The sequence below is a fragment of the Paenibacillus terreus genome (assembly GCF_042138595.1).
In the GTDB taxonomy this organism is placed as follows: Bacteria; Bacillota; Bacilli; order Paenibacillales; family Paenibacillaceae; genus Paenibacillus; species Paenibacillus terreus.
Window position 1 is genome coordinate 44,900 of sequence record NZ_JBHIRX010000003.1, and the last position, 26,419, is coordinate 71,318.

Below are 26,419 nucleotides of genomic sequence, written 5' to 3' on the forward strand. Positions count from 1 at the left end.
CATCCAGCAGCCCACAAAAAGGAGATTCTCTCTCAAAAGTAATTTTATGCTTTCTGATGCTCCGCTAGGTATTGCAATTGATTGAAAAAAAAGAACCTCATCTCCCACTGAACTGTGGAATTTGAGGTCCTTGCACTTATGATTAGATTTGTTCCTAATCGACGAACTTGAACGAATTTAATGCGGAATTGAGCGCAAGCGATTGTGCCGCCGTGTTGTTCGCATCATTCAGCGTCGTGGACAGAATATAGGTGGCACCGTTATGCTCCAGCAAAATTTGGTGGCCGGTGTAGCTGATGCCGTTATCCGTTTGATGGAAGGTGAAGGAGACGGCCGGTACTCCGGCAAAGTTAATGCCCTTCACTTCTTCAACTTTCAGCTTCGTGTACTCTTTCCCTTCGTTGTTGTAAAAATCCTTAAGCTGGGATACCGTCATTTCGTACGGTTGATCTTCATCAATTCGGATGGAGAAGCTGCCGCCAATGAACTGATATTCAACATCCGCGGACTCAAAGCGTTCGCTCACCGGCGTCCAGTAGGCCGGTATGTCCACCGAATACCCGTAAGCCTTGGATATTTTACGATCTGATTTCGTCTTATCTGTCAGATACACATCCTCTTCGAGCTGACCGAAGTTGGAGGAAACCACACTGAAATCGATGTCCAGGCTGCGCACCAGCAGCTCAAACTGATCCTGCCCTTTGCCGTCATTGTCCGGGAACGAGTATTCCGCAAGGTAGCGGTAACCGTTCTCCTGCAGCATAACATCGTATTCTTTCACCCAGCCATTCCCGAAATTGTAACGGTATTCATGGATTAAAGCGTTCTTGCCTGCCACTTCCAGCGGATATGTCTTCTTGACCTCATAAGCGGAGGATGTATATGAATCCTTCAACCAGGACTGCAGCTGCGTTACCCATTCTTCCAAAGAAGAGCCCTGCGGGGCCGAGGTTACTGTAAGCTTGAGCTTGGAACCGTCTCGGCCCTCATACAGCATGCTGCTATTGTCCCCCGTCCAGCCTGCCGGAATTTTCAAGGCAATGCCGTAATCGCTGTTATATACATCCTTCATGCCGCCTTCAATGGTGGAAATATCCTTAATGGCCTTGTCATTCGAGTCAAAGGAGGTTTTGAACGAATTCAGAAGCCCCGCATACTTATTGAGATCCTTGTAGTTGGCGGCGGTTGAGTCAGTAAGATATACAACATATACCTGCCCATGGTCATAATACTGCCTGTTCTCCCAAAGTGCACCGTCCCCATCCTTCGTTATGACGCGTGCATAAGGCACATCCGCATCCGGGTATGCTCGACGGTCAATAATCGTCTCGCCGGTTTCCTTCGCGGTCTGCACGAGCTGCTGCAGCAGGTCATCTGCATCATACGGAACCGGCTGCGGTGCGACATGAACCTCCATATAATAGGTGCCGTCCTCGCTCATGAAGGTGGCGATGCTCTCGTCTTCGCCGCTTTGGCCAATCATCAGCCCAGTCGGATAGCTCATCGACCAATTGTAATAGCTGTTGCCAACCCGTGTCTTTCCTTCGTCTTTATCGATCGTCGGAACCTCCGGCTCTGCCGCTGCTCCTCCCGAGCTGGCCTCCATGCGGACAACGAGACTGCCACCGCCCGTTTTAAGGCTGCCGCCCAGGCCTTCCGCCACAGGCCGCAGCGGTATCATGAGCGTACCGCTGCTCATTTCCGGTGCTGCAGGCAGTTTAATCTTCTGGCCGTCTACCCATGCCGTCCGGCTGCCAATCGTCATAGTGACCGTATGGGGGCCGCTCATCACCTTGACCACATCGCTCTGCTCCAGACGAATTTGACTGTTAAAGGCTTTCTTGAACACACCGACAGGAACCATTGTCGTGCCGTTCTTGGTATAAGGCTTTGCAATGGCAATATTCTGGCCATTCAGCACGGCTTTCGTGCTTCCGGTCTGCAGGCGAAGCTCCGTTAACTCACCATCCGCCGCGGCAGGCAGCACCGGAAAGAGCAGACTCAAGGCGGTCAGACCGACTGCAAGCCTGCGAGTAATTTTCTTTTGGAATGGATTCATGCTCTTACCCCTATAAATGCATATTTTTAGTACATTCAGTGAACTGGCAATACGCTTCATTCGGCAGGCTTGGAGGATTCAGCCATCGCCGCATCCAGCATGCTGCCGTCGTCTCTGCTCAGCTTTAGCTTGCGTTCAACGATATCCCCGTCCGATTGCATGAGGAGTGTAACGGTCTGGCCGGGCTGAAAGCTCTTCATCAGCTCATTGATATCAATGATGGACGCCATCCGTTTTCCGTTGATGCTGTAGAGCTCATCGCCCTCGGCAATCTGTGCCTGCTGCGCTTCCGCTGAAGCGACCCCTTTCACGGTAAGCGGATCATCTGTCGGAAGGCCAACGATAGCGGACCAGCTTTCCTCAAGCTCCAAGCCAAGGCTTGCCCGCCGTACCTCCCCGTATTTAAAAAACTGATTGATGACATATTTAACCGTATCCGCCGGAATTGAGAAGCCCATATTCTCGATGCCAACTGCGGAAAATTTCATCGTATTAATTCCGACGACCTGCCCTTTCATGTTGACCAGCGGCCCGCCGCTGTTGCCCGGGTTGATGGCCGTATCCGTCTGAATCAGCTTGTAAGAGGCGTTGACCCCGCGATTCAGCCCGCTAACGACGCCCGTTGTCGCTGAGTTCCGCAGGGAAAAAGAGATCGGTGTCCCGATGGCAATCACCTGCTCCCCGACTTGCAGTTGTGCGGTAGAATTTGCAAACACCGCCGGCTTAAGATTGTTTGCGCTAATCTTGATTACAGCCAAATCGCTGACCGGATCGCTAAAGCGTTCCGTAATGCCATAGGTTTTGCCGTCTGATGTGACAACCAGCACTTCGTCCAGCCCATCAATAACGTGCGCGTTCGTCACGATCCACCCATTGCTCTTGATAATGACGCCGGTACCGTGAGCCAGATTGTAGCGGTCACCGCCGGAAGAAGTATCCGAAGAAGCCGGACGGCCGATAATGCCCACCACTGAGGGCGAAACCTTTTCTACAACCTGTGGAATCGTGCCGGTAGACAATGTATAAGTCCCACTGGCTCCGTTATATGTGCCGCTTGTCCCCAGCGCTTTATTGAGGTCATTCACATTGACGTAAATAGAGCCGTTGATTTTTTGCGCCTTTAACGCCTTTTCGCCCGCTGCCGCGGCCTCCGTACCGCTGCTGCCCAAAAGTACAACCGCCCCCAGACCTGCAGCGAGCCAAGCATTCCCCTTTGTTCTCATACTTCACCTGTTTCCTCTCTCACCGCCATGCCTGATTTTCAGCTCATGCGGCCTGACTATGTATCTAGGTTTATACTAATCTATTTTACCGCAAAATTCTCCTCAATTTCTTTACAGATGCACATCTGCGAAAGAGCAAGAATAGATTGGTATAGATAGTATGAAATTACCATAAAATTGACATGAAAAACAAATCAATATAGTCCTATTTTTTTGATTTAGCGGAGTTTTTCTTGTGATATCAGGAGGGTTATACCAGGAGGTTTACACGTTCTAATATCTTGAAAAAGCCCGCAGCCACCCTCCTCTCATCAGTGACTGCGGACGTTCTGAAAGCTGCGGGCGCCCGTATAATGATAGCCTTGTAATCTACTATTCCAGACTTTCCGGTCTACGAATCTTTCTCTGTAACCGGCGGCAGAATCTTGATAAAATCCAGAACAAGGCTGTCGCTTCCGGAAGTTCTGCTAATCAGCGCATAGCCTTCAGGAATTTTATAAGCCAGGTCCCCATCGTATACAACCCGGAAATGCGGATCCTCCCGATAATGCGTAGAGGCCTGCCATTTGGCTCTTCCTCTTACATCCAGCCCTGTAATGACGATGCCATGCATGGTCAGCCCGCTTTCGCTATCAATGATGTCATATTGATCCTCTATGCGGACCAACGTCTGGTCATCAGGGATATAGGCAGTGCCTGGGCCATATTCCGGAGACAAGCTCACTGGCTGAAAACGGCGATTGAGCACAAGTGTCTGCTTTACATGCTTCTTCTTTCCCCGTTCGAACTCCCCGGTCACAGCTATCCGGCCATCATTCAGCCTTTGTATTCCCGATATCTTCATAGCGTTGCCAAGCTTTAGACTTATTCTGTTCTGCTCTTTGCCATACACGTCTGCCAGAACGACCGCGGGACCGCGCCCGCCGCGCCCGCCGGTCTGGTTCAATACCATGGTATAACTGCTCCCGTTGCCAATAAGCCAGCCTTTTTCTATATGGCGCGTTACTTTATGCCAAAGAAATTTGCCATCCCGATCATATTTGCTGACCGTGAACTCATCCGCTGACTCATCAAGCGAGGAGACCAGAAACCCGCCATCCTCCAGAGGCTCAAGACCGATCCGGGTATCCGTGCGGCTGCCGAAGAGTTCTTCCGTTTGTAGGGGGTATGACCACTCGGTATCCCCTCGGCTATCCGTACGAATCGCGAACAGTTCCCTGTCTGACTGCTCATTTATATAATCTGCCAGCCACAGCTGTCCTCCGTCAGCAGTTTCACGCTGTATGCCTCTGCCTGACCTCGAGCCAGCCTGCTTGTTCAAAGTGATAGAATGTGTCCACAACGGTTCAAGCTCGTTGTCCAATTTGCTATAAGTCACTTGAAGAACGCTGGACGCTTCGTCGTTCTCCATCTGGAGAATGGAAAAACCTCCGCCTGTTACAGGCTGAATGTAATCCTGCTCATAACCCTCATCGTTGAACGGGCCGATTGCAGCACTTGTTGCAATTTCAGCTTCCAGCGGTACGCCTGCTGCCGCATCTGCCATGCCTGACAGCCCGGTCGAAGACCCAATTACCAGCACAGACAGTGCAACTCCGGACAAAAGCTTCATCCATTTCTTCCCTTGGCCAGCTGTTCCAAAAAAGTTCAACTTCGCTACCATCCTTTCCGTATGTACCGTCCAGTGGACAGCTGTAGTTTGCTCCCGGACACGCCGGAAGCCTTGTGTCCGATCCGATGCCTCTCTATATTCCATACGGCGAAGCTTCTCTCCTGCATGGCCAGTAGCCCTTTTGCCGTTCATTTTAGGTCTATTGTCGCTCTTTCAAAAGCATATACGTTGTCCGGATACATACATATGTATGCGAAAAAAACACAGACATGAAATTATTTACCCAACTCCCTGGTGGCCAAAACGTTATTTTGGCAAAAAGGAAAACCCTGTTCAACCCGGACTGATTTCCGTTCGAGCATAACAGGGTGACAGTTAATATTATGTGATCATTCAGCCAAGCTCGGCCGCCTGCAGCGCTTTGCTTCTTTCCGTATCACGTTCCAGTACAGGCTTCAGGTATTTGCCGGTATAAGAGGCTTCTACCTGCACCAGCTCCTCAGGCGTACCTGTCGCCAAAATGGTGCCGCCTCCGCTGCCGCCTTCCGGTCCAAGGTCGATCAAATAGTCCGCCGTCTTGATGACATCAAGGTTATGCTCGATGACCAGAACGGTTTCTCCCGAATCCACCAGGCGGTGAAGCACCTTAAGCAGACGGTCGATATCATCCACGTGTAACCCCGTTGTCGGCTCATCCAGAATATAAATCGTTCTGCCCGTGCTTCGTCTATAAAGCTCGGAAGCCAACTTTACCCGCTGCGCTTCGCCGCCAGACAGGGTTGTCGCCGGCTGGCCCAGCGTGACATAACCGAGCCCGACATCCAGCAAGGTCTGTATTTTGCGATGGATTTTAGGGATATTTTCAAAAAATTTGGTCGCATCCTCAACGGTCATTTCCAATATATCCGCAATGCTTTTGTTTTTGTATTTCACTTCAAGCGTCTCGCGGTTGTACCGTTTGCCTTTGCAGACCTCACAAGGGACATATACGTCTGGCAAGAAGTGCATTTCAATCTTGATAATGCCGTCCCCTTTACATGCTTCACAGCGTCCGCCTTTAATATTGAAGCTGAAGCGGCCTTTTTTGTATCCACGCACCTTCGCTTCATTGGTCTGTGAAAACAGATCGCGGATATCGTCAAATACACCGGTGTATGTCGCCGGATTGGAGCGCGGCGTGCGCCCGATCGGAGACTGATCGATATCAATAACCTTGTCAAGATGCTCCAGTCCGCGGATTTCCTTGTATTGTCCGGGACGCACCCGCGCTCTGTTCAGGTCACGGGCCAGTGTTTTGTATAAAATTTCGTTAACAAGCGTCGATTTGCCGGAGCCGGATACACCCGTTACCGCAGAGAACACTCCGAGCGGAATCTTGACGTTGACGTTCTTCAGGTTGTTCTCTCTGGCCCCCCGTATTTCCAGCCATTTGTCTGACGGCTTACGCCGTTCCGTGTTCACCGGTATGAATTTGCGGCCGCTGAGATACTGCCCTGTCAACGAGTTGGGATCATTCATGATTTGTTCAGGTGTGCCCTCTGCGATGACCTTTCCGCCGTGAATGCCTGCTCCCGGACCAATATCAATAATGTAATCCGCTGCAAACATCGTATCTTCGTCATGCTCAACGACGATCAGCGTATTGCCAAGATTGCGCATATGCTCAAGCGTCTGGATCAACCGGTCATTGTCACGCTGATGAAGTCCGATGCTGGGCTCGTCCAAAATGTAAAGCACGCCCATTAAACTGGAACCGATCTGGGTAGCAAGCCGGATGCGCTGCGCCTCTCCCCCAGACAGTGTGCCCGCAGCACGGCTCATCGTAAGATAATCAAGCCCCACATTCACCAGGAAGCCCAGACGGCTGTTGATTTCCTTCAGGATCAGATTGGCGATGGAGCGTTCCTTCTCGCTCAGATCCAGATTTTCAAAGAAAGTGCGGGCTTCTCCGATCGAAAGGTTTGTGACATAAGCCATATTTTGCTCGTTAATGGTCACCGCAAGGCTCTCCTTCTTGAGCCGGTGCCCCTTACAGGTGCCACAGGGCTTTGATCCCATGAACCCTTCGATGAATTCACGGATCCCCTCGGAAGCCGTTTCACGATAGCGTCGCTCCAGATTAGGGATAATCCCCTCGAAGGCAACGTACGCCTCCTTGCGCTGACCAAAGTCATTCTCGTAAACAAAGCGTACCTTCTCTTTGCCGGAGCCATACAGAATAATGCTCATCTGCCCTTGGGTCAGCTCGCTGACCGGCACGTCCTGCGGAATGTCGAAGTGCTCGCAGACCGATTTAAGAAACTGCGGATAATAATTGGAAGTGCCTCCGCTCCAAGCTTCAAACGCCCCCTCCTCAACACTCTTGCGCGGATCGGGAATGAGCAGCTCGGGATCGACGATCATCTTGACACCGAGTCCGTCGCAGTCAGGGCAGGCTCCGAACGGGCTGTTGAACGAAAACATGCGCGGCGCAAGCTCTTCGATACTGAAGCCGCAAATCGGGCAGGCAAAATTGGAGCTGAAGCGCAGCTCCTCCTGTCCCATAATGTCAACCAGCAATTGGCCGCCGGACAGCTTCAACGCTGTTTCGATAGAATCCGCGAGCCGGGTTTGCACGTCCTCTTTGACGACGATCCGGTCGACAACCACTTCGATCGTATGCTTTTTATTTTTCTCCAGTTCGATTTGCTCCGAAAGATCCCTCAGCTCGCCGTCCACGCGAACGCGAACAAAGCCCTGCTTGGCAATTTCGGTGAACAGGCTTTTATGTTCTCCTTTACGGCCGGATATGACCGGTGCCAGAATCTGCAGGCGCGTTCTCTCGGGATACTGCATGATCCGGTCCACCATCTGCTCAACCGTCTGTGAAGTGATTTCAATACCGTGTTCCGGACAATGCGGCCGGCCGATCCGCGCAAACAGCAGGCGCAAATAATCATAAATCTCCGTTACGGTGCCCACGGTCGAACGCGGATTGCGGCTCGTCGTCTTCTGGTCAATGGAGATGGCCGGGGACAATCCGTCGATGGAATCCACGTCCGGCTTCTCCATCTGCCCCAAAAACTGGCGGGCATATGCCGACAAGGATTCAACGTAACGCCGCTGCCCCTCAGCGTAAATCGTATCGAAGGCAAGCGATGATTTGCCCGAACCGCTCAGCCCGGTCAGCACGACAAACTTGTCGCGCGGAATGGTGACATCGATGTTCTTCAGATTATGTGCCCTCGCACCTTTGATGATGATGCTTTCACTCGCCAAAAGTTTCATCTCCCTTTTATACAGCACATTCCGGCCATTCTGCCGGACTGGCAGTCCGGAACAGCCGCTGCTTTATGTAAAGGGAACGACCAGGAATAGCGGCCGTTCCCATTCAAATTTGACATCCTAGCGCAGCGATTCCTACTCCGCTTGCAGCTCCAGCAGGGCGTCGCGCAGCTCCGCCGCACGTTCGAATTGCAGGTTCTTCGCAGCTTCCTTCATCTCCGCCTCAAGACGCTGTATAAGCGATTGCCGTTCCTTCTTCGACATCTTACCCGAAGGGCCGGGAAGATAATCATTGCGGGACTCGGCAACCTTCGTCGCTTCGATGACATCTCTCACCTTCTTGCGGATCGTCTGTGGAGTGATACCGTGCTCCTCATTGAATTGGATCTGGATCTCCCGCCGTCTGGCCGTTTCCTTGATAGCCCTATCCATGGAGTCCGTCACCTTGTCACCGTACATAATAACAAGACCCTCGCTGTTGCGGGCCGCCCGGCCGATCGTCTGGATCAAGGAACGGTCGGATCTCAGGAAGCCTTCCTTGTCCGCATCCAGAATGGCCACCAGGGATACTTCCGGCAGATCCAGTCCTTCCCGAAGCAGGTTGATGCCGACCAGCACGTCGAAGGTACCAAGCCGCAGATCACGCAGAATTGACATCCTCTCCAGCGTTTTGATCTCGGAGTGCATGTAGCGGACCTTGATTCCGACTTCCTTCAGATAATCGGTCAGGTCTTCCGCCATCTTCTTCGTCAGAGTCGTGACGAGCACTCTTTCATCCCTCTCGACCCGTGTCCGGATTTCCCCGATCAAATCGTCAATTTGCCCCTTGGTCGGACGGACTTCAATTACAGGATCGAGAAGACCGGTAGGCCGGATGATCTGTTCAACCATGGTGCTGCATTTCTCCAACTCGTACGGTCCCGGTGTGGCAGATACATAGATAATCTGTTTTACCTTGTCTTCAAATTCCTCAAATTTGAGCGGCCGGTTATCCAATGCGGACGGCAGCCGGAAGCCGTGCTCCACCAGCACCGTCTTCCGTGCCCGGTCCCCGTTGTACATGGCGCGAATCTGAGGCAGCGTCACGTGGGATTCATCGATGACGATCAGCATATCGTCCGGAAAATAATCCATTAGTGTGTAAGGAGTCGCCCCCCGCTCACGGAATGTCAGCGGTCCCGAGTAGTTCTCGATGCCGGAACAGAAGCCGACCTCCTTCATCATTTCAATGTCATAGCGGGTACGCTGCTCCAGCCGCTGCGCCTCAAGCAGCTTACCATCCGCTCGCAATTCGGCAAGCCGTTCCTCCAGTTCCCGTTCAATGTTCACCAGCGCTACCCGCATTTTCTCTTCACGGGTAACGAAGTGAGATGCCGGGAAGATGGCCACATGCTCGCGTTCACCCAGCAATTCCCCTGTAAGCACATCAATCTCTGTAATGCGCTCAATTTCATCTCCGAACAGTTCGACGCGGATCGCATGCTCCCCCTGGGATGCCGGAAAAATCTCGATGACATCTCCGCGCACACGGAAAGTGCCCCGCACAAAATTAATGTCATTGCGCTGATACTGGATATCCACCAGCCTGGACAAAATTTCATTGCGGGGCTTCTCCATCCCTACGCGCAGGGATAGCAGCAAGCTGCCGTATTCCTCCGGAGAACCGAGACCGTAAATACAGGAAACGCTCGCCACAATGATGACGTCACGACGTTCAAACAGCGAACTTGTCGCCGAGTGCCGAAGCTTGTCGATCTCTTCGTTGATGCTTGAGTCCTTCTCTATATAAGTGTCGGAAGACGGAATATACGCTTCCGGCTGATAGTAGTCATAGTAACTTACAAAATAATCAACAGAGTTGTTCGGGAAAAACTCCTTAAACTCGCTTGCCAACTGGGCAGCGAGTGTCTTATTGTGCGCAATCACCAGCGTTGGCCTTTGCAGCTTGGCAATGGTCTGCGCAATCGTGAATGTTTTCCCTGTTCCTGTCGCGCCAAGAAGCGTCTGATGCTTCTTCCCCTGCCGGACCCCTTCGACCAATTCAAATATCGCCTTGGGCTGATCGCCTTGGGGGGAAAACTCCGATTGGATTTCAAAAGTCTTGTTGCTGACAACAATATCGCTCATTGCCCTGCATCACCCTTATCGTCTAAAATGGAAGCACTGGAAACTGCAAATTTCGATTCAAAGCATCTATAGTATTCAAAATCAGACGGCATTTGCCGTTTAAAAACTATAGATTGTTGTTAATATCGTGTGAAAGCAATCCTTCCAAATTCAAAGTACCTGCTTCTATGTCGATATTTCCCGAGAAATGAAACGGAAAATATATGTTTAATAAGAATGTTTGTTCCCGTACCATTATACCTCTTTCGTATATGGGATGCAAACGTAAAGTCTGGATAGGAGTGAACATAGTTGGATATCACAATACTTCTTGGAATCGCTGCAGGCCTGGCCGCTCTGGTCGGAGGCTTCATGCTGGAGGGCGGACAGTTCTCCGGGCTGCTGCAGTGGACGGCCGCCCTGATCGTTTTTGGCGGAACAGCTGCGGCCGTCGTTATAAGCTATCCCGTCTCCAAGCTGCGCACCATACCGGAAGCGCTGCGCATTGCTTTTGGAAAGGAGCCGCTGGACAAAGGCCAGCTTCTGGAAGATATTGTTGCGATGTCGGCGATTGCACGCCGTTCGGGCGTACTTGCGCTTGAGCGTTCGTCGATGGATCACCCCAATGAATTCCTCCGCGAGGGTATTCAGCTTGTCGTTGACGGTACGGACCAGGAGCAGGTGAAAGAGATTCTGGAAGTGGAGCTTGACGCAGTGGAGCAAAGATATGAAGGCTACGCCAAAATATTCGAGTCTGCCGGAGGATACGCGCCAACCATGGGAATTATCGGCACGGTCATGGGGCTGATTCATGTGCTGGGCAGCCTGACCGAGCCTTCCGAGTTGGGGCCTTCCATCGCGTTGGCTTTTACGGCCACGCTATACGGCGTAGCCAGCGCCAACCTGATCTTTCTGCCTATCGCATCCAAAATTCGGGCGCGCGGCGAGGATGAACTCAGCACGCTGGAGATGCTGATGCAGGGAATTATCGCAGTGCAGAACGGCGAGAACCCGCAGCTTGTGCGGAAAAAGTTGGAGTTCCACCACCGTCCGAACAGACGGGCGATTCCGTCCGCCGACACCAAGGAGGCCCTGAATGAGAGCACGCGCTAGCCGCCGGCGCCGCAGTCAGGAGCACGGAAGCAGAGATCGCTGGCTGATCACTTACGCCGATCTGATTACCCTGCTGCTTATATTTTTTGTCATGATGTTTGCCATGAGCCGGCTGGATACGGCAAAATACGATGATGTCACGCATGCGCTCCAAAATACGTTTCGTTCGGGGGATTCCATACTTGAAATGGGCTCAGGTCTGACCGGCAAGACGGACGTAAACACGACACGCAATCCTTCTTCCGATACGACAAACAAGGGCGCCGAGGGGACAGATACGCTCAGCCAGCGCGAGTTGGCCTTCAGAAAGCAGGAGCAGGAGCTGCAAAACCTGATGGGAGTCATTCAAAAGTATGTAGAGGACAATAATCTTCAGAACCAGATTTTCGTTGCGGATGAACCGCGTGGAATCTCCATTACACTGAGCGACCGTTTCCTGTTTGATTCGGGACATGCGGCGCTTAAACCCGGCTCCGCTCCCACACTGGCCAAACTCGCCAGTCTGTTCCGTAATCTGGACACTCCTGTAAGCATTGAAGGCCACACGGATAATACTCCTGTGGGAAGCGGCTCCACCTACCGTGACAACTGGGACCTGTCGGGCGCACGTGCGCTGTCGGTGCTGCGGTTTTTCATCGAACGCGAGCAGTTGGACCCGACACATTTCCAATATGCCGGGTATGCCGATACACGTCCCGTAGGAGATAACTCCACCGCCACCGGACGCCAGAAGAACCGCCGAGTGGAGATAACCGTGCTGCGGCAGCTGCAGCAGTGAGAAATATAGAACCTCTGTATCGTCGGGTGTCCGATGGATGCAGAGGTTTTTGTTTTCAGCCTCTTTTGACGAGGCTTTTGAAAAAGTGTGCCAAACATTTCTTTCCCGACAAACTGCTGCGAAAATTTATAACTCAACTTTCGCAGCATGAAGCAAACAGGCCTTGATGTAACTGGGTAAAACAGGGATCTAGCAACTGGAGTTGGCGCTGAATCAGCAGACAGCTTTTTTTCTAGCTTTCTTGGAAGAAGGGGATTCGCCCCGCTCAGAGTCCAGTATCCAGAGTGAGTCGGATACCTATAGGGGATGGTGTATGGTGTATGGTGTATGGTGTATGGTGTATGGTGTATGGTGTATGGTGTATGGTGTGTGGTGTGTGGTGTCCATTGCCTGATGCTTGTTGCCCCTCCTTACAGCATTGAATGATTATCCCTTTTGTTCAGGACTCTCGGTCAGTTTCACATCACCTAAATGCTCTGCTTTCTTCTAAGATCGCCTTATAATCTCGAACCGATCTGCTTCTCCATAAAGGCACGATCAAAAAAACAATAGACCCATTCGATGGTCCTGAATAGCGTAACAACAGGCATTTTCGTGCCTCACTTGATCCGTTATTTCTTTAATGCGCCTACAGTATATTTTCGGTTCCCGGTTTTCTGTTTTTCCTTACCTGATCCAATGGGATAATCATGCAAAGCTCCAGGGCAACAAGTTCACATGCCTTGCCACGGTCGACGGGCGGCTGAACTGTCAAGCCTTAATTTCGCAGCATGAAATCGGCAAACTTGCAAGGAGGGATGCGAATCCCTCAGAATCCAGCAGCTACAAAGGTTTAATTGGATTTGTGCTCTGCGAAAGATGAGTTATAAATTCTGTAATCTAAAAAAAGAGCGCCCCTGGTCGATAGACCTTTGGAACACTCCCTATTGCGGATTCAATATGTGCTTCCCCTACATATCCACCGGATTCTGTGCTCGTCCCGGCAACCCTTGCCCCGAGTCCCGTGCTTTTCTGCGACGGGCGCCGGTGCGCATGGCGATTACCTGATAGATCGAGGCTTGCCGTGCCGGCACCGACCAGCCTTCATCAGCATCCGGGGCAAGCACCAGCCCCAATTGATGATGGTCTCCCTCATACAACCCCCGCTGCAGGAATTTGCTCTCCCCGCGCAGATTGCGGATTTCCAGCTTGCAGAACGCCGCATTCATGCGGAGAGACTGATGCAGATCCTCCCTGGATCGGATCGGCATACCGTTCACCCGGTAGACGGCTTCTCCTGCGATAATGCCAAGCTCGTCGGCCGGACTGCCCGGAAGTACAGCCAGTACGCGCAGCCCTTCTTCCGGGTGGACATACAGGGGGCTGAGCTGGCTCTCCTCGAAGCTGTCGAACCAGACAAGCGCCTCATGTGCCAGGAAGGAGAAAAGCGCCGCAACAAGCATTAGCGGACTCCACCACACAGCCAGCAGACTTAGCACCAGCAGCCCCAGGCTGTACAGGAGCAGCCGTCTGGCCGAGCTGGCAGCTTTATGAATGGGCAAACGCCCGGTCGTCAGCCCGCTGAAGCCGATGATTATCGGCAGTGCGGCAAGCATATAGCCTGTCTGATCACCAAACAGCGTTGGCCAGGGGAGCGCAAGCCCTCCCTCCTGCACGGGAACGAGCAGAAGCAGCGGCACCGGCCAATATTCCTCCATCCGATAACCCCCAACCAATCTGCCGCGCTTGCCTTCAAAGTACATTGGAGTGGCCGACGTTCCGCGCTTCCAGAGCAGCAGCAGCGCTTCCGCTATATGCAGAACCGCAACCAGCAGCAGCAATGCGGGCATGTCCAGACCTCGAATGGCAGTTGTCACGTTCCCCAGCCATCCTTCAGGCCGCCAGTTGTCTGCCAACCCAAGGATAAACTGGACAACGCCGAGCAGCCCTGCCGCATACGCGAAGCACAGATAACGCACCCGCAGCAGCATGAGCAGGCCGGTGCATACCCATAAGCTGATTACAGCTCCTGCTGTGAGGTGAGCGCCGATGAACAATCCAATCAGCGAGACGAGCAAGCCTGCCGCCAGTCCGCTCCAGATCGTGCGCCAGGTCTGTGGCCACCAGCTGTGAAGCCTCGTATGAAACAGCTTCCGCTCCAGCAGCATTTGCCGTCGGTAACCCAGGGCAACTACGATAATTGAAATATAATAAAACGGCTGCGTCAGCAGCTGCAAGCATGCATTTAATACGTTCCATCCCCATTGTGCAGCCCAATCCAAAAGTATTCACTCCTCCCGCTGGTACCCTGTTCACAGACAGGTAATGGTTGTCTGACCTGATGTATGTACGGGACATATAGGATATCTACAAGAAAGGAGGCTGTTTCCAGCCTCCTGCTGCTACCCTACTATGAATTCGACGCGCTTGCCGCGATTTCCTTCCGGATTTGTTGAATTCCACGCTTCAGCTGTGTATCGTTTTCCGGATTCCGGATATTTTCAATCAGAGCGGCCTCAAGCTTGCCTGCCGTTTCCGCGTCAATGGCTCCGCTAGCGGTCAGTCCCGCCTTTTTCTGGAATCCTTTGACGGCCTCTTCCGTCGGTTTGTCGAAATAACCGTCCTCGCGGCCCGGATGATAACCGAGACCCTTCAGCATGATCTGCGCATTCTTCACATCCGTATTATTCATGTTGTATTCCAGCGGCTTCTCTTTGCTTAACGGCGCTACACTAAAGTATTCAGGCTGGGATACCGCAATATCCGGTGCGATGCCCTTCTGGTGAATCCAGGTGCCGTTAGGCGTCAGCCATTTGGCAATCGTAATTTTGAGCAAGCTTCCATCGCCCATTTGCTTGTCATAGCTTGTTTGGACAGTTCCTTTGCCAAACGAGTTTTCACCGATCAGGATTGCGCCCGCCGACTGCTGCAGAGCACCCGCCAAAATTTCGGAGGCGCTGGCGCTGCCCTTATTCATGAGAACAGTGACAGGATAAGGCTTGTTGGAGCCCTTTGAAACTTCCTTCTCCCGCTTCTGGTTCTTGTCCTCGACCTGTACGATCGTTTTACCCTTAGGCACAAACTGCTGCGCAATATCGATGACAACGGAAAGTACGCCGCCCGGGTTGTTGCGCACGTCAATGACGAGACCCTTCATGTTCTGCTTCTCCAGCTTCGCCAGTTCTTCCTTGAACCGGTCGGCCGTATTCAGAGAGAACTGCGTAATGGTGATGACACCGACTCCATCCTTCTCCATGTGGGCAGTGACGGTTTCCAGATCAATATCGTCACGGACAATCTTGTATTCGAGCGGATCTGTCGATCCGGCCCGCTGAACCTTGATTTTCGCTTCGCTGCCCTTCGGTCCGCGGATTTTGGATACGGCATCATTCAGATCAAGCCCTTCCAGCGATTCGCCGTTCACGGATAAAATAATGTCCTGTGCCCGCAAGCCCGCCTTCTCGGCCGGTGAGCCTTTGATCGGAGTAACAATGACGACCTTTCCGTTCTCGGAAGCTACCTCGGCTCCGATTCCCGTAAAAGAGCCTTCGATCGATTCTTCGAATTGTGCGGCCGTTTCCTTGCCCATATAGGAAGAATACGGATCATCGAGCGCTTCCATCATGCCGTTAATGGCACCGTCCACCAGCTTGGTCCGGTCCACATTTTTATAATACTGCCCTTCGATCAATTCCATCGCGGTTTGAATTTTTTTCATATCATCCCGCTGGGAAGCATTCCCCGCAAGGCTGGCCAGCAGACCTTCACCCGGCTCGCTGCCTGCCCCCCCGGAATATCCTGTATAAGCAAAGGTCAACAGGCTGCCCCCAAGCAGTCCGATCACCATTAGCATTACTGCCGTGCTTTTTTTCAACACGAACCGTTCACCCGCCTTTGTATGTTTTTCCATGAAAACCATTCTTATATTATGTCTTATAGCCGGCGAAATAACCCCTAAAAGTGCATGTTCAAAAAGTCAGGTTTTCAGCACCGAGAAGGTTGGATGAAGCCGGGACTGAGGAGCGGAGCGTACTTTGGGTACGTGAGCACCGGAAGGCCCGGCTGAATTCAAGATTCGATGTCGAGTTCGCCTTCCTGACTTCCTTCGTGATCAAAAGATGACTTTTTGAACTACCTCTAAAACTGTGCAGGCTATGACGCAGCTAAAAACAGGCCGCTCTCCCATTATCCACTGATCGAACGGATATTTCAAATAAGAGTACTTCTGCGATAGCTTGAATGTCTGTTATTCTACAAACAAACCCTATTTATAACCGTTTAAGTACTCACGGTATAAATAGGGTTGTTTTTCATATTATAAATAATTCCACGGGTTTACAGGTCTGTTATTCTCACGAACTTCGAAGTGACAATGCGGTCCGGTCGAGTTGCCCGTTGAGCCGACTTCCGCAATTTTTTCTCCGCGCTTCACCGTCTGGCCTGTCCTCACTTTAATCCCGCCATTGCGAATATGGCCATACAGCGTCCATAAGCCGTTGCCGTGATCGATGACGACGGTATTGCCGTAGCCGCTCCACCACTCTGCCACGATAACCACGCCGCCCTCAGCAGCATGAATGTCCGTACCCTGAGGAGCTGCAAGGTCTATCCCTGTATGCATTTTGCCGACCTGGCCGGTAATCGGGTGAGTGCGAGGACCGAATCCGGATGACAGGCGGTAGCCGCTGACCGGCATCGCCAAAACTCCGCTCCCTCCCATATAGGAACTGGCTGCCCCTGTGCTGCCAGCCGAGCGTTTGGCGGCCGCGGCCGCAGCTGCAGCCCGGGCTCTGGCTGCGCGGGCGGCTTGTTCAGCCTGCAGCTTATTCTTTTGCTGAAGCAGCGCAGAGCGTTTGCCCGCAATCTGAACGAGCATTTGATCGGATTCTTCCGAAATTTCATCAGCCTCAATGATCTGCTCATTATAATTTGCAATCAGACGCTGCTTTTCCTCTTCCTTGGCGTCAAGCTGTTTCTTCACGTCCTGTTTGATCACATACAGGCTCTTGGCATACGCATACTGGGCGTCCAGTTCTTTCTTCTTGCTGACGACAAGCGCCTTGTCCTTCTTATGCTCTTCCAGCAGGAACTGGTCCTGGTCCACGATCGTTTTGATCGAATCGACCCGGGTAATAAAATCGTTAAAGCTCGTGGATGACAAAAGCACATCCAGATAGGATACGGTTCCATCCGTATACATCAAGCGCACACGGCTTTCCAAAGTTTTCTCACGGGCCGCAATCCGGTCCGTAGCCTCCTGGATTTCCTTTTTTGTCTTCCGCAGATTATCTTCCGTATTTTCTATATCCACAGCCACACGGGTAAGCTGCTCGCTCACATCGTTAAGCTGCTCCAGGACAAGCTTCAAATGCTGCAGAGCTTTATTCTTGTAATGCTGGGCTTTCTGCTTCTGGGCGGCAGCATCGTCCTTCTGCTGTTTGGCCGATTGGGACTGGTTGTTCAGCTGGTTCAACTGCTTATTAATATCCGAAATACTGCCGGCTTGCACGTTGCCAGACTGGAAGACCAGCGCAGCCGTTAGGACTGCGGCCATAACAGAGACTGTTTTCTTCAACTTGTGCTCCCCATCCTTTGTTCAAATTGATGCCGGGACAAGCCCGCTAAAAAATCGACAATGAGTACCTGCGACAGTATCTGCAGCCCGCCATCAGCGGACCTTATACCTTCAAAAATTTACGGATGGACAGCGTACTGCCCAAAATGCCCACCAGGACGCCGAGAATCAGCAGCAAACCGCCGAGCTGAAACCACAGCCCGCTGAGCGGCAGCAAACGGAACATGGCCAGTGACAAGTCCTGGCTCATGCTTGCTTCCAGGCGGCTGTAGCCTATAAAGAGGATGGCTATCGTAATCAGCGAACCGATGGCTCCCAGAAGCGCCCCTTCTATAAAAAACGGCCAGCGGATAAAGAAATTGGTCGCCCCCACAAGCTTCATGATGCCGATCTCACGGCGCCGCGCCAAAATCGTGACACGAATGGTATTGGAAATCAGGAACACGGACATGAGGCCGAGTCCGGCCACAAACACAAATCCGACATTGCGGATCAAACGGGTGATCTTGAACAGCGTTTCCACCGTACCTTCACCGTATCTGACCTTGAGGATCGGCTTCTCCGGGTGCTCCTCATTAAGCGCCTCGATCTTCTTGGCTACGCCAGGAACCGTCGTTGGTTCGAACACTTCGATGACGATTTTGTCCGGCAGCGGGTTATTGTCCTTGTCAAAGCCCTGCAGCAGCTCTTCGCCGCCTTCTCCCATATCGTCCTTAAGCTCTTTCAGCCCCTGATCCTTTGGAACGAATTCGGTTTTGCTGACTTCGGGCATGGAGCCGATCTCCTTCATCAGCGTTCCTCTCAGAGAATCCTCCACATTCAACTCCAGAAACACGTTAATACGGACCTGGCTGTCCGCCTCGTCGACGAGTGAATTGACGTTCAGTACAAGCAGAATGAACACGCCCAAAATGATAAGCGACACAATTATGGACGTAATGGATGCCACAGACATCCAGCCGTTGCGGAATACGTTCTTGAACCCTTCCCGCATATGCCGCAAGAAGGTGTTATAAGTCATACCCGTATTCCCCTCTCATCTGATCTCGCACGATATTGCCATGTTCAATTGCGATAACGCGCCTGCGCATGGAGTTCACGATATCTTTGTTGTGGGTCGCCATAATGATGGTCGTACCGCGAAAATTGATTTCATCCAGCAGCTGCATAATCTCCCACGAGGTCTCCGGATCCAGATTGCCGGTAGGCTCGTCCGCTATGATGACGGAAGGATTGTTCACGATGGCGCGCGCGATGGCAACGCGCTGCTGCTCACCACCGGAGAGCTGGGATGGATCACGGCCCATCTTGTTCTTCAGACCAACCAGCTCCAGCACTTCCGGAACCCGCTTGCGGATCAGGCGCTTCGGCGCTTCAATAACCTCCATCGCAAATGCAACATTCTCATAGGCAGTCAGCTTCGGCAGCAGCCTGAAATCCTGAAATATAACGCCGATATTCCGGCGCACGTAAGGAATCTTGCGAGGCTTAAGCTTGCCGATGTTGAATCCGTTAACAGAAATTTGGCCCTTGGTAGGAACTTCTTCTCTATAAATAAGCTTCATGAACGTCGACTTGCCCGCACCCGACGGACCGACGAGATACACAAATTCATTGCGGTCAATTTTGACCGATACTCCTTGAAGCGCGTGGGTTCCGTTGGGATAGGTCTTCCACACGTCCTGCATTTCAATCACTTCATCACTTCCCGCTGTATTTTTGCACTGTTGACTGTACTATGAAGAGATGCTACCGGCTATAAACAAAAAAAACACCTAACCCTGATTATTTCGACAGCTTTCCTCTAAAACCTTTGCGAAAAGCTGAAATTTATCAAACTAAGTCTTATTGTAACAAATTTGTTACCTGTTGAGTAGACGGAATTTTGCCGTTTTTTGCATAATTCGTGACATGTGATTTTTCCAGAATTCAAACATATACATAAGAAAAACGTCTATCGACGTACTTTCACAGAAGACAGACCGCGCTTAGCAGTAGTCTTTCTTGCGATTTCACAAGAAGTTTACTGAAATTTTAAAAAACTTCCGGCCAGGCCGGAAATGTGCATGATGGGAGACCGGTGCATGAGAAAAGCACATTACATCGTTATTGTTGTTCTGTCTGTTATACTGGCTGTTTCCCTGGTCTACGGGGGACTTCATTTATATGCCGACCGGAATATCGTGCCAGAAGGGGTAACGGTTGGGGGGCGCAGCGTCGGGGGCATGAAGCTGGATGAAGCGGCTGACCGCGTCCGTTCGGATCTGCAGGCGCTGGAGGCCATACCGCTGGTGCTAGCCGATCAGGAGACCGATTCCCCGGATGTGCGGATGACGCTTGGTGAAGCGGGTGTGACCTACAATGCGGATGACTTCCTGAAAGCCCTGGAAGGATTAAAGCAAGGAAATCTGCTGCAGCGGGCCCGGGCCCGCGCCACCTTTCCCGACTCCTGGCATATTGAAGCCGTACGCAGCCCCGAAGTGCTGAAAGAGAAGCTGAACGCCGAATGGGAGAAGGCACGTTACGGTGAGGCGGTTAATGCTGTCCGGCGGATTGAAGCCGATGATACAGTTAAATACATCCCGGAAGTGTCGGTCTACCGGATTGAATGGGCGGAGTTGAACGCCGAACTGGACGAGTCGCTGCCTGCCGACTTTTCCGTACTGGAGCAACCGGACTCAAATAGTATAGAGCTCACCATCCCTCTGGCCATCAAAGAACCTGAAGCAACGGTGGAAAGCCTGAAAAAAGAAGGCATTGAGCGGCGGATTGCCCGATTCTCGACCAGTCTGCGCGGCAGCTCGGCAGGACGGGTATACAATGTGGCATCGGCGGCGAAGGCCGTTGACGGCATGATCCTCGAGCCAGGCGGCATTTTCGATTATGGAAAAGTCATCGCCGCAGCAGAAAGCAAATACGGATTCCGGGAAGCGCCCGTCATTGTCAACGGACAGCTGCGGCCCGGCATCGGCGGCGGCATTTGTCAGGTGTCAAGCACGGTGTATAATGCAGCTCTGCGGACAGGCCTTGATATTGTGGAGCGCCGCAATCACTCTCTGCCTGTCAGCTATCTGCCCAAAGGCCTGGATGCCACCTACGCCACCGGCTCCATTAACTTCCGCTTCAGAAACAACACGGGCAAGCACCTTTTGCTGCGGGCGGATGTCCGGGATGGAGTGCTGACCGTCAAGTTTTTCGGCACCTTCCCTTCCAATGTTTCCTACCGGCTCGAATCCCGGACCATTGAGGTGCTGAACCCGCCGGTAAGCTATGTAAACAGCGGTCTTCCGGGCAGCGGGCAGCAGCTGATCCAGGCCGGCAAACCCGGTTATATTGTCGATACATACCGGATAAAGCTGATTGACGGAAAAACTGTCGAGAAGGCACGGGTTTCACGCGATACTTATAAGGCGCAGAAGCAGATCATCGCCGTGGGCAGCGGATACAGGAAACCGACGCCAAATACCGAGAGACAGCAGCCCTCCGGCAACCAACTGATTGAGGATGGAGTTAGCGGAACGGAAGCGGACTGAACGATTAGAAAAACGTCTATCGACGTACTTTCTGATACCTTAAGAAAGCCGGGCCTCCCGTGCCCGGCTTTCTCTTTGCCATTTCTAAACAACAGCTTGTCCATGCTTCAAATTTTCAGTTTTACTGATCCGTGCTGTCACCGTCAGCGTTGCCGCTGTCATCTTCATCGGCTGTACTGTCCTGATCGTCTGCGGAAGTATCGTCATCTTCATCTTGGCCGGCCACGGTAATTTCAACCGGCGTGCTTTCATTGCCGTCAGCATCTTCAGCAATGACTGTCAATTCAGCCCCCTCCGTCACTGCCGATACAGTGATATCAAACTGTCCTTCGTCATCCGCTGTGCCGCTGCCAAGCAGCGTGTCATTTTCAGAATACACGCGGACTGTCGCATCAGGATCAGCTGTACCGGTAATGCTGAGATCTCCGCTTTCCACAGTATCTACATCCGGCGCCTTCACTGTTGAATCCGCAGTATCTTCGCTGTCATCGGCAGACGTACCATCCGTATCGGTGGAAGTATCCGTATCTTCAGCAGGCTGGTTATCCGTGTCCGCATCGGTGTCTCCGCCCAGTTCTGTGCTGTCCGTATCCTCTATATTTGCCGGCGGAATCACGGAATTCCCATTTTCGCTGTAAGTATCATCGATTACGCTTCCCGTATTTTCATCAGGAGCTATGATATTGTCCGTATCATCCATCGTGTATCCGGAAGCCGCATCCAGCAGGACTACCGCCTCAGCGCGTGTTAATGGCTTCTCGGGCTTAAAGGTGCCGTCCGGATATCCGCTCATGTATCCCTGCCCGATCACCGCCGCTACACTTCCTTTGCTCCAGGATGCGATCTCATCATAGTCGGAGAAGCCGCTTAAGGAACTTGCCGGACGTGGTGTCAGACCATTAACCTTGGCAATAATCGCGGCAGCCTCCTGGCGTGTTACCTTTTCATTCGGACGGATTGTACCGTCGGAATAACCGCTGAGGTAACCAGCCTGTACGGCAGACATTACAGCGTTATATGCCCAGCCGCTCGCAGGGAGATCAGAGAAGGCGGAACTCCCACCATATGTCGAAACCGTTACCGATGAAGGAGGCAGGATAAAAGTGCGGTTAACAAGCGCAATGAACTCAGCGCGGGTGATGCTTGCGTCTGGTTTTACCGTCCCGTCACTGTAACCACTGAGGTAGCCTATCGCCACCCAGCGCTTGACCTGATCACCGGCCCAGTGTGCACTCAGGTTTTCAGTTGCCGCCGAAGCGCTGCTGAATGCGCTCAGCACCAGTCCGGCTCCCAGCGTTCCTGTCAATACTTTGCGAAAATGCTTTCTCATTCCTTTTACATCCTCCTTTTAAACTTGTTTCTCCAGCAAGGAAGAGCATCCATTTTGCAGCACAGATCCGGTTATATTGTCATTTATCGAAAATGAATGTCTCAATCCTTTTTTAAAACAATTTAGCAGATTTCCAAACCCTGAAAACCCATTTTTCAGAAAATGATTCGATCATACCATTCCCCTGGAACTGGCTAAAATCCATATGGACACCGGGACTTAAGTTGCTATTTTCGACCTCCCCGAACCCTGATGAGGCCATGCAAGCTTCTTTTTTCTTTGAATTTACTCAGGTTTTTGGTTTCGTATTTGCGCAAGTTCGTGATCTGTCAAAATTCAAATCCCTCAGGACACCACTCATGAAATCCGCTAAAATAGTCCATGTAAACGCTTATCGTTCTGACAAAATAACCTTTATTTTGAGGAGGATTACTTTAATGGCGCTGATTGATTGCCGATTTTACTCGGAAACGCTTGGGCTGAGCACATCCATGACGGTCATTCTGCCACAGCAGACCCGCTCCCAGATCGGGCTGCAAAATACGGAGGGACACGGGCCACATCCCACCCTTTATTTGCTGCATGGTCTATCGGACGATGATTCCATCTGGCTGCGCCGCACCTCCATTGAAAGGTATGTCGCCTCGCTGGGAATTGCGGTCGTGATGCCTCAGGTCCACCGCAGCTTTTATACGGATATGGCCGAGGGTGGCGCATACTGGACATTTATCAGCGAAGAGCTGCCTCAGCTCGCCCGCTCTTTCTTTCCGCTCTCCGGCAAGCGGGAGGACAACTTTGTGGCAGGGCTGTCCATGGGCGGGTACGGTGCATTCAAGCTTGCGCTGCGGCACCCGGACAGGTTCGCTGCGGCGGCCAGCCTGTCAGGCGCTCTGGATTTGCAAAAAACGCGGACCTCGCCGCAGCTGAGCGTTATTGAGGCCGCGGAATGGGACCGGATCTTTGGCAAAGCTCCCATCCAGGGCACGGATAATGATCTGTTTGAGCTGCTGACTCGCCTTGACCGGGCAGAGGGTGAGAAGCCGCTGCTCTACCAGTGCTGCGGAACGGAGGATTTTTTGTATCAGGAGAATTTGAACTTTCGGGAGGCTTGCAGAAAAACGAGCCTTAAGCTTACCTATGAAGAGGGACCAGGGGAGCATGAATGGGGCTATTGGGATGCCAAAATACAGGACGTGCTGGCATGGCTTCCTCTGAAACACAAATAGACCGGTAGGCCTGCAAAAGGCTGGTATATCTGCGACTAATTTTGGCGAACTGTGCGAAATATGGGGAGCCCTTTCTGGCAAAGAGCTTCCTTTTTTTTGCTCAAAAAACGAACTTGATTTATCAAAACGAAACAATATTCAAAAGAAAACTATTGATTGGTAATCTATTCAAGCTTATATTCATACATAAAGAAATGTAAAAAGGAATTTTTGTTTCATTTAGAAATCAAAAGGAAAGGAAACTATCCATGAGAACTACGGATGAACAGAGCCAGCCGCCGATCGATACGATTGACCGCAAAATTATCTCCATTCTGCACCAAAACGCCCGCATCTCCTATACGGACCTTGCCAAGGAAATCGGTCTTTCCCGTGTCGCCGTGCAGACCCGCATTCAGGCGCTGATGGATAACGGTGTTATTGAGCGCTTTACCGCCGTCATTAATCCCGAGAAAATTGGCATTTCGGTGTCGGCTTTTTTTAATGTCGAGGTGGAGCCGAAGCATCTGCAGCAGGTGGCGGAGATTCTTGCCGAGGAGCCTGCGGTCACAAGCCTGTACCACATGACAGGCCCGAGCAAGTTGCATATGCATGGCTTGTTTGCCAATCATCAGGAAATGGAGCTTTTTCTGAAGGAAAAGCTGTATCCCCTGCCGGGCCTTACCGGAGTGGATTGCCAGGTGCTGATTCAGCGCTACAAGAGCCGCATGGGCATGCGCTTATAACTGGATAAGGAAGGAATCTGTAAACCATGAAATCATCAGGAAAAATCTATTGGAATCTGTCGGCCGCCATGATCCGCACCGGCATTCTCGGTTATGGGGGCGGTCCCTCAGTCATTCCCCTGATTCGTTACGAAGCCGTCACTCGCTATAAATGGCTGGAGGACGACGAATTCGGAGAGACACTGGCCATAGCCAACGCCCTGCCCGGACCCATTGCCACCAAAATGGCAGCCTACCTCGGTTACAGGCAAAAAGGTGTGCTCGGCGCCGTCATTGCGGTTCTCGCGCATATTTTGCCAAGCTCGATTGCCATGGTAGCACTGCTCTCGGCCGTTCAGTTCCTGAGCACCTCGAAGGTCGTGGCAGGCATGATTGCGGCAGTAACCCCGGTTGTGGCGGTGATGCTCGGAACGATGGCTTACGAATTCGGGGAAAAGGCCATCAAGGGGCTGGGCAAATATGTGGGGGTCGCCTTTTTTATCGTTTCCCTGCTGCTGCTTCAAGTCATTGAAATTCATCCAGCCATTGTAATCGTCCTGTTCCTCGCCTATGGTGCCGTGCATTTCCGGCTGGTTGCGAAGCTGAAGGACCGCCGCAAGGAGAAGGAGGAGGCCCAATGATGGAATGGCTGCAGCTGCTGCTCGGATTTTTTATTGCCAATGTCCTGGGATATGGCGGAGGGCCTGCTTCGATCCCGCTCATGTATGAGGAAATCGTACCCCGCTATCATTGGCTGGATGACCAGGCTTTTTCCAACATGCTGGCGCTCGGCAACGCCCTGCCCGGACCCATTGCCACCAAAATCGCCGCCTTTGTCGGTTATGACGTGTCGGGTTGGTTCGGCGGATTGATCGCATTGGCTGCCACCATAGTCCCTTCGGCTGCCGCGCTCATCATCCTGCTGCGCGTCATGGCCAAATACCGGCAGTCCCCCGTCGTCAAGGGCATGACACTGCTTGTACAGCCAGTCATCGCGGTGATGATGGCCGTGCTCACCTGGCAGATGGGGGCCACTTCGTTTGCTTCCATCGGCATTTGGCAGACGCTCGGCATTGCCGCCGTCGCCTTCTGGGCCATGAATCTGCGCAAGATTCATCCTGCGCTGGTGATTGTGGCGGCATTCGTATACGGCGGTCTGGTGCTGTCGCATATGGTTTAGGTTGAATCCATGGTCTGGACGGAGCCTGGCCTGGATCCGTACTCTGGACTGGGTCCATACTCTGGCCTGGATCCAGGCCCAGGATTTGAAGCTAACCCAAGTACCTGCGGACCTCATGGCCCTTAATTGTGAACTTCTGTGTTCCCAGACAGGGTTCGCGGACCGCAGAGACCTTTTTGGCCGAAAATAGTTTCTACATAACATTAGCGTTGCAACAAATATGACAAAGATACATTTTCTAACCGCAAAACTATTCTAACGGATGCCACAGTCGCTATTGGTTCCAAAAACGTTGATTTCAAATTATAGCGGTTGCCATGGAGCTTATTTCGCTTGACCGGGACATTTTCGCCTAGATTAAGGCAAATAACGTCGATCACGACCGTTAAAATTTGAAAAGGTCTTTTTTTCGTAAAATAGAAGCTGCTACACCCGTTAGATTTCCGGGGGGCGCACGAATCGGCTCGAAACCTGAGCTTTTACGGGAAATCTGAAAAGGATCAGGGCTACAAGTTGTCTTGCGCAAGAGTTAATGCAACGCTAGTGTCTGAGCAGCAGACTTTTGTATAAATAGCTGCGCCTCTGTCCGTCTAGGGAGAAAACAAGCCTCATTTCGTCATAAAATGACTCTCCTGTCCGCATACCAAAAGGTCAGTCTGTCCACGTTCCAAAGCTAAACCTGCCTCAATAGAACAAGGAAGAGGCCTACAGGGTCGAAGTTCAATTCAACTCCCTGG

The 26,419-nt window shown here is 52.0% G+C and carries 18 protein-coding genes; 7 read left to right on the plus strand and 11 right to left on the minus strand.

What is annotated here, in order from left to right; genetic code table 11:
• Positions 1-154 precede the first annotated feature (154 nt).
• The 5 genes from ACE5KN_RS07180 to uvrB form a co-directional block, all read right to left on the minus strand.
• A complete protein-coding gene (locus tag ACE5KN_RS07180; protein ID WP_375528088.1) occupies positions 155-2,059 on the minus strand; it encodes a stalk domain-containing protein in 1,905 nt (634 codons plus the stop codon).
• Between the two features lie 56 nt (positions 2,060-2,115).
• On the minus strand, positions 2,116-3,282 hold the full coding sequence (locus ACE5KN_RS07185; protein ID WP_375528089.1) for a S1C family serine protease: 1,167 nt from the start codon (positions 3,280-3,282) through the stop codon (positions 2,116-2,118).
• Between the two features lie 391 nt (positions 3,283-3,673).
• On the minus strand, positions 3,674-5,086 hold the full coding sequence (locus ACE5KN_RS07190) for a hypothetical protein (protein ID WP_375528090.1): 1,413 nt from the start codon (positions 5,084-5,086) through the stop codon (positions 3,674-3,676).
• Between the two features lie 201 nt (positions 5,087-5,287).
• The gene (gene uvrA, locus ACE5KN_RS07195) at positions 5,288-8,152 is read right to left on the minus strand and encodes an excinuclease ABC subunit UvrA (RefSeq protein WP_375528101.1); all 2,865 of its coding nucleotides are present in this window, start codon (positions 8,150-8,152) and stop codon (positions 5,288-5,290) included.
• Positions 8,153-8,293: 141 nt separating this feature from the next.
• The gene (gene uvrB / locus ACE5KN_RS07200; RefSeq protein ID WP_375528091.1) at positions 8,294-10,285 is read right to left on the minus strand and encodes an excinuclease ABC subunit UvrB; all 1,992 of its coding nucleotides are present in this window, start codon (positions 10,283-10,285) and stop codon (positions 8,294-8,296) included.
• 291 nt (positions 10,286-10,576) lie between these two features.
• Here uvrB and ACE5KN_RS07205 point away from each other — a divergent pair, with 291 nt between their 5' ends.
• Both ACE5KN_RS07205 and ACE5KN_RS07210 read left to right on the plus strand, forming a co-directional pair.
• Entirely contained in the window at positions 10,577-11,377 is an 801-nt protein-coding gene (locus ACE5KN_RS07205; protein WP_375528092.1) for a flagellar motor protein, read from the plus strand.
• Positions 11,361-12,155 (plus strand): flagellar motor protein MotB, encoded by a 795-nt coding sequence (locus tag ACE5KN_RS07210; RefSeq protein WP_375528093.1) that lies wholly within the window; start codon positions 11,361-11,363, stop codon positions 12,153-12,155. The genes ACE5KN_RS07205 and ACE5KN_RS07210 overlap by 17 nt, the downstream gene beginning before the upstream one ends.
• Before the next feature lie 950 nt (positions 12,156-13,105).
• Here the strand turns inward: ACE5KN_RS07210 and ACE5KN_RS07215 are convergent.
• The 5 genes from ACE5KN_RS07215 to ftsE all read right to left on the minus strand — a co-directional run bounded on the left by ACE5KN_RS07215 (position 13,106) and on the right by ftsE (position 19,406).
• Positions 13,106-14,416, minus strand: coding sequence for a PDZ domain-containing protein (locus tag ACE5KN_RS07215; protein ID WP_375528094.1), 1,311 nt, complete (start codon positions 14,414-14,416; stop codon positions 13,106-13,108).
• 128 nt (positions 14,417-14,544) lie between these two features.
• Positions 14,545-16,011 carry a S41 family peptidase gene (locus tag ACE5KN_RS07220; protein WP_375528102.1) on the minus strand — a complete coding sequence of 489 codons (1,467 nt, stop codon included), beginning with the start codon at positions 16,009-16,011 and terminating at the stop codon, positions 14,545-14,547.
• A 438-nt stretch (positions 16,012-16,449) separates the two neighbouring features.
• On the minus strand, positions 16,450-17,709 hold the full coding sequence (locus ACE5KN_RS07225; protein WP_375528095.1) for a murein hydrolase activator EnvC family protein: 1,260 nt from the start codon (positions 17,707-17,709) through the stop codon (positions 16,450-16,452).
• A gap of 103 nt (positions 17,710-17,812) precedes the next feature.
• Positions 17,813-18,730 carry a permease-like cell division protein FtsX gene (gene ftsX / locus ACE5KN_RS07230; RefSeq protein WP_375528096.1) on the minus strand — a complete coding sequence of 306 codons (918 nt, stop codon included), beginning with the start codon at positions 18,728-18,730 and terminating at the stop codon, positions 17,813-17,815.
• Positions 18,720-19,406: a cell division ATP-binding protein FtsE gene (ftsE, locus tag ACE5KN_RS07235; RefSeq protein ID WP_375528097.1), complete on the minus strand. Its 687-nt coding sequence runs from the start codon at positions 19,404-19,406 to the stop codon at positions 18,720-18,722. The genes ftsX and ftsE overlap by 11 nt, the downstream gene beginning before the upstream one ends.
• 387 nt (positions 19,407-19,793) lie before the next feature.
• Here ftsE and ACE5KN_RS07240 point away from each other — a divergent pair, with 387 nt between their 5' ends.
• The gene (locus ACE5KN_RS07240) at positions 19,794-21,242 is read left to right on the plus strand and encodes a VanW family protein (RefSeq protein WP_375533059.1); all 1,449 of its coding nucleotides are present in this window, start codon (positions 19,794-19,796) and stop codon (positions 21,240-21,242) included.
• 121 nt (positions 21,243-21,363) lie between these two features.
• Here ACE5KN_RS07240 and ACE5KN_RS07245 read toward each other — a convergent pair whose 3' ends face one another.
• Positions 21,364-22,572: an S-layer homology domain-containing protein gene (locus tag ACE5KN_RS07245; RefSeq protein WP_375525965.1), complete on the minus strand. Its 1,209-nt coding sequence runs from the start codon at positions 22,570-22,572 to the stop codon at positions 21,364-21,366.
• A 437-nt stretch (positions 22,573-23,009) separates the two neighbouring features.
• On the opposite strand from ACE5KN_RS07245, the gene ACE5KN_RS07250 reads away from it, so the two are divergent.
• From ACE5KN_RS07250 to chrA, 4 genes are all read left to right on the plus strand, one after another.
• Entirely contained in the window at positions 23,010-23,798 is a 789-nt protein-coding gene (locus tag ACE5KN_RS07250) for an alpha/beta hydrolase (protein WP_375525964.1), read from the plus strand.
• Between the two features lie 248 nt (positions 23,799-24,046).
• Complete coding sequence (chrS, locus tag ACE5KN_RS07255) at positions 24,047-24,523, plus strand: chromate efflux transcriptional regulator ChrS (protein WP_375525963.1); 477 nt, start codon at positions 24,047-24,049, stop codon at positions 24,521-24,523.
• A 26-nt stretch (positions 24,524-24,549) separates the two neighbouring features.
• Positions 24,550-25,143: a chromate efflux transporter ChrB gene (gene chrB, locus ACE5KN_RS07260; RefSeq protein ID WP_375525962.1), complete on the plus strand. Its 594-nt coding sequence runs from the start codon at positions 24,550-24,552 to the stop codon at positions 25,141-25,143.
• Positions 25,140-25,682 carry a chromate efflux transporter ChrA gene (gene chrA, locus ACE5KN_RS07265; protein WP_375525961.1) on the plus strand — a complete coding sequence of 181 codons (543 nt, stop codon included), beginning with the start codon at positions 25,140-25,142 and terminating at the stop codon, positions 25,680-25,682. Before chrB ends, chrA begins: the two co-directional genes overlap by 4 nt.
• The last annotated feature ends 737 nt before the right edge of the window (positions 25,683-26,419 follow it).

Coding starts and splice junctions, on each gene's coding strand:
- ACE5KN_RS07180 (WP_375528088.1), bottom strand. CDS start 2,059: ATGAATCCATTCCAAAAGAAAATTACTCGCAGGCTTGCAGTCGGTCTG.
- ACE5KN_RS07210 (WP_375528093.1), top strand. CDS start 11,361: ATGAGAGCACGCGCTAGCCGCCGGCGCCGCAGTCAGGAGCACGGAAGC.
- ACE5KN_RS07190 (WP_375528090.1), bottom strand. CDS start 5,086: ATGAACGGCAAAAGGGCTACTGGCCATGCAGGAGAGAAGCTTCGCCGT.
- chrB (WP_375525962.1), top strand. CDS start 24,550: ATGAAATCATCAGGAAAAATCTATTGGAATCTGTCGGCCGCCATGATC.
- ACE5KN_RS07250 (WP_375525964.1), top strand. CDS start 23,010: ATGGCGCTGATTGATTGCCGATTTTACTCGGAAACGCTTGGGCTGAGC.
- chrA (WP_375525961.1), top strand. CDS start 25,140: ATGATGGAATGGCTGCAGCTGCTGCTCGGATTTTTTATTGCCAATGTC.
- uvrB (WP_375528091.1), bottom strand. CDS start 10,285: ATGAGCGATATTGTTGTCAGCAACAAGACTTTTGAAATCCAATCGGAG.
- ACE5KN_RS07185 (WP_375528089.1), bottom strand. CDS start 3,282: ATGAGAACAAAGGGGAATGCTTGGCTCGCTGCAGGTCTGGGGGCGGTT.
- ACE5KN_RS07240 (WP_375533059.1), top strand. CDS start 19,794: ATGAGAAAAGCACATTACATCGTTATTGTTGTTCTGTCTGTTATACTG.
- ftsX (WP_375528096.1), bottom strand. CDS start 18,730: ATGACTTATAACACCTTCTTGCGGCATATGCGGGAAGGGTTCAAGAAC.
- ACE5KN_RS07245 (WP_375525965.1), bottom strand. CDS start 22,572: ATGAGAAAGCATTTTCGCAAAGTATTGACAGGAACGCTGGGAGCCGGA.
- chrS (WP_375525963.1), top strand. CDS start 24,047: ATGAGAACTACGGATGAACAGAGCCAGCCGCCGATCGATACGATTGAC.